This is a genomic window from Ornithinibacter sp. (genome assembly GCF_035443565.1).
GTDB lineage: Bacteria > Actinomycetota > Actinomycetes > Actinomycetales > Dermatophilaceae > Fodinibacter.
The window spans coordinates 11,240-13,793 of the sequence record NZ_DAORSO010000062.1; the positions used below are offsets into that span (position 1 = coordinate 11,240).

The following is a 2,554-nucleotide window of genomic DNA, read 5'->3' on the forward strand; positions in this document are numbered from 1 at the left end:
CGCTACCGCGTGACGGCACCCGGGCACACGCCGCCCGGGCCTGCTCCGTGCAGATCTGACCAACTGGTCACTCCTGCCGCAGGTCAGTGGGCAGCCGGGTTGTCGACGAGCACCAGCGTGGCGAAGCCCAGGACACCCCGGTAGCCCGTCAGCCACGCCTCGCGATGGGCGTGGGAGGCGTCGAGGGCCTGGTCCCGCTCGGCCGGATCGCGCTCGGGCTCCAGCGCCCACTGCGCGAGCGACCCCGTCCACGACCACTCGTACTCATCCCACTCCTCGAGGGTGCTCACGTGAGCGTGCACCACCTCGAAACCCTTCCGGGCCACCAGGTCCAGCAGGCCCACGAGGTCGGGCATCTCCTCCGGTGTGGCGTCGAGGGCGGTCAGGGCTGCCGGCGTCGGCGGGACGTCCCAGATGCCGTCGCCCAGGAGCACGCGTCCGCCGGGCGCGAGGTGACGGCGCACGGCATCCAACGTCTCGCCCGGCCCTCCGAAGACGTGGCTGACGCCGACGGCGAGCACGGCATCGAACAGACCGCCGGTCCACGCGGCGGCGTCGGCCTCCACGAAAACTGCGCGCGAGGCCTGCCCCGGGGCGAGTGCGCCGGCATCCGACCCCACGTGGAGGTCGACCCCGACGGCAGTGACACCGTGTCGCACGCTCAGCGCCCGGCGGATCCACTCACCCTGACCGCAGCCGAGGTCGAGCAGCCGCCCGCTCGACGGGAGCAGGCGATCGAGCAGTCGGGCCACCGAGGCATCCGACAGCGGTGCCATCACGGGGTGGTGGGCGTGGGCGTGGTGGCTGATCTCGTGGTGCTGCACGTGGCTCACTGTCAAGGACCGCGATGCGTGCGCGCAACCGATATCCGGGCACATCGCGTTACCGTGAGCACCGCAACGGTGGCTGCGGCCCCGACTCATGACCCGAAGGAAGAACCAGTGGCTGGTGGACTCGTCGCCCTCCTCGACGACATCGCGGCGCTCGCGAAGCTGGCGGCCGCCTCGGTCGACGACGTCGGTGCCGCCGCAGGGCGCGCCAGCGCGAAGGCGGCCGGGGTCGTCATCGACGACACCGCCGTCACCCCGCGCTACGTCGACGGCCTGAAGCCCGAGCGGGAACTGCCGATCATCCGCAAGATCGCCATGGGCTCCCTGCGCAACAAGCTGCTCATCATCCTCCCGGCGATCCTGCTGCTCAGCCAGTTCCTGCCGTGGTCCCTCACCCCGATCCTCATGGTCGGCGGCACCTACCTGGCCTACGAGGGTGCCGAGAAGATCTGGGAGATGGTCGCCGGTCACGAGCACGCGGTCGAGGCCGTTGCGGCCGGTGACCCCGACCACGAGAAGACGGTGGTCAGCGGGGCGGTGCGCACCGACTTCATCCTGTCCGCCGAGATCATGGTCATCGCGCTCAACGAGGTCGCCGACGAGGCGTTCGTCTCCCGTGCGGTGATCCTGGCGTTGGTGGCGGTGGGCATCACCATCCTCGTGTACGGCGTCGTCGGTCTCATCGTGAAGATGGACGACATCGGGTTGCACCTGGCGGGGCGTGAGTCGGGAGCCTCGCAGCGCGTCGGGCGTGGCCTCGTCGCGTTCATGCCCAAGCTGCTCGCCGGCCTGTCGACGGTCGGCATCGTCGCCATGCTGTGGGTCGGTGGCCACATCCTGCTCGTCGGGGTGCACGATCTCGGCTGGCACTGGCTCTACGACCTCGTCCACCACGCCGAGGAGGCCGTCGGTGGCGGCTTCCCGGGCTGGCTGGCCAACACCCTGGCCTCGGCGGTCATCGGTCTCGTCGTCGGTGCCCTCGTCGTCCTGGTCGTGACCCAGGTCAAGAGGATGCGCTCACCCGAGGGCGACCACGCGGCATCCGCTCACTGAGCGCTTCGCTGCTGGCGCCGGGTGGCCCGCCACCCCAGGAAGAGCGAGCCCGCGAACAGCGCCACGGCCATGACCCCGGCGAGCACGAAGGTCGTCGCGTCACGACCCGCGGAGGCGCCGAGGGCGGCATACCCGACGGTGCCCGGGAGGATGCCGATGGCGGTCCCCAGCACGAAGTCGCGGGAGGTCACGGCAGTGATGCCCGCGCCGTAGTTGACGATGGTGAAGGGGATGACCGGCGTGACGCGGGCGACGATCACCGCGAGCAGGCCTTGCTGGCGCATGATCTCCTCGACCCGGTCGATCCGGGGCCCGGTCATGGACGCCACGGCTGTGCGCCCCAGCCGGCGGGCGATGGCGAAGGTGACGGCGGCACTGATCATCGACGCCACCCATGACAGCGCGATGCCACCCACGAGTCCGAACAGTGCGCCCGCCACGCCTGCGAGCAGGTTCTTCGAGACGGGCACGAGGGTGAGCAGCACGTGCAGCGCGACGTACACGACGGGACCCCACGCCCCGGTGGACTCGACGGTGGACTGGACCGTGTCGAGGTCGCCGCCGATGACGACCCAGGCGAGAGCGCTGGCGATGGCGACGCTGAGGACGAGTCCGAGCAGGCGCAGCCTGGCCGCCCGGGTGCTCATCACCCGGTCAGCCTAGGCGTAGGG

The 2,554-nt window shown here is 70.8% G+C and carries 3 protein-coding genes; 1 reads left to right on the plus strand and 2 read right to left on the minus strand.

The features are described from left to right. Positions 1-83: 83 nt before the first annotated feature. The gene (locus PLL68_RS08395) at positions 84-824 is read right to left on the minus strand and encodes an SAM-dependent methyltransferase (protein WP_324533322.1); all 741 of its coding nucleotides are present in this window, start codon (positions 822-824) and stop codon (positions 84-86) included. Positions 825-941: 117 nt separating this feature from the next. Between PLL68_RS08395 and PLL68_RS08400 the strand changes: the two genes are divergently transcribed. Next, positions 942-1,883 (plus strand): DUF808 domain-containing protein, encoded by a 942-nt coding sequence (locus PLL68_RS08400; protein WP_324533323.1) that lies wholly within the window; start codon positions 942-944, stop codon positions 1,881-1,883. Here the strand turns inward: PLL68_RS08400 and PLL68_RS08405 are convergent. Beyond that, positions 1,877-2,530: a TVP38/TMEM64 family protein gene (locus PLL68_RS08405; RefSeq protein WP_324533324.1), complete on the minus strand. Its 654-nt coding sequence runs from the start codon at positions 2,528-2,530 to the stop codon at positions 1,877-1,879. The two genes, PLL68_RS08400 and PLL68_RS08405, sit on opposite strands and share 7 nt — an antisense overlap. Positions 2,531-2,554: the final 24 nt, after the last annotated feature.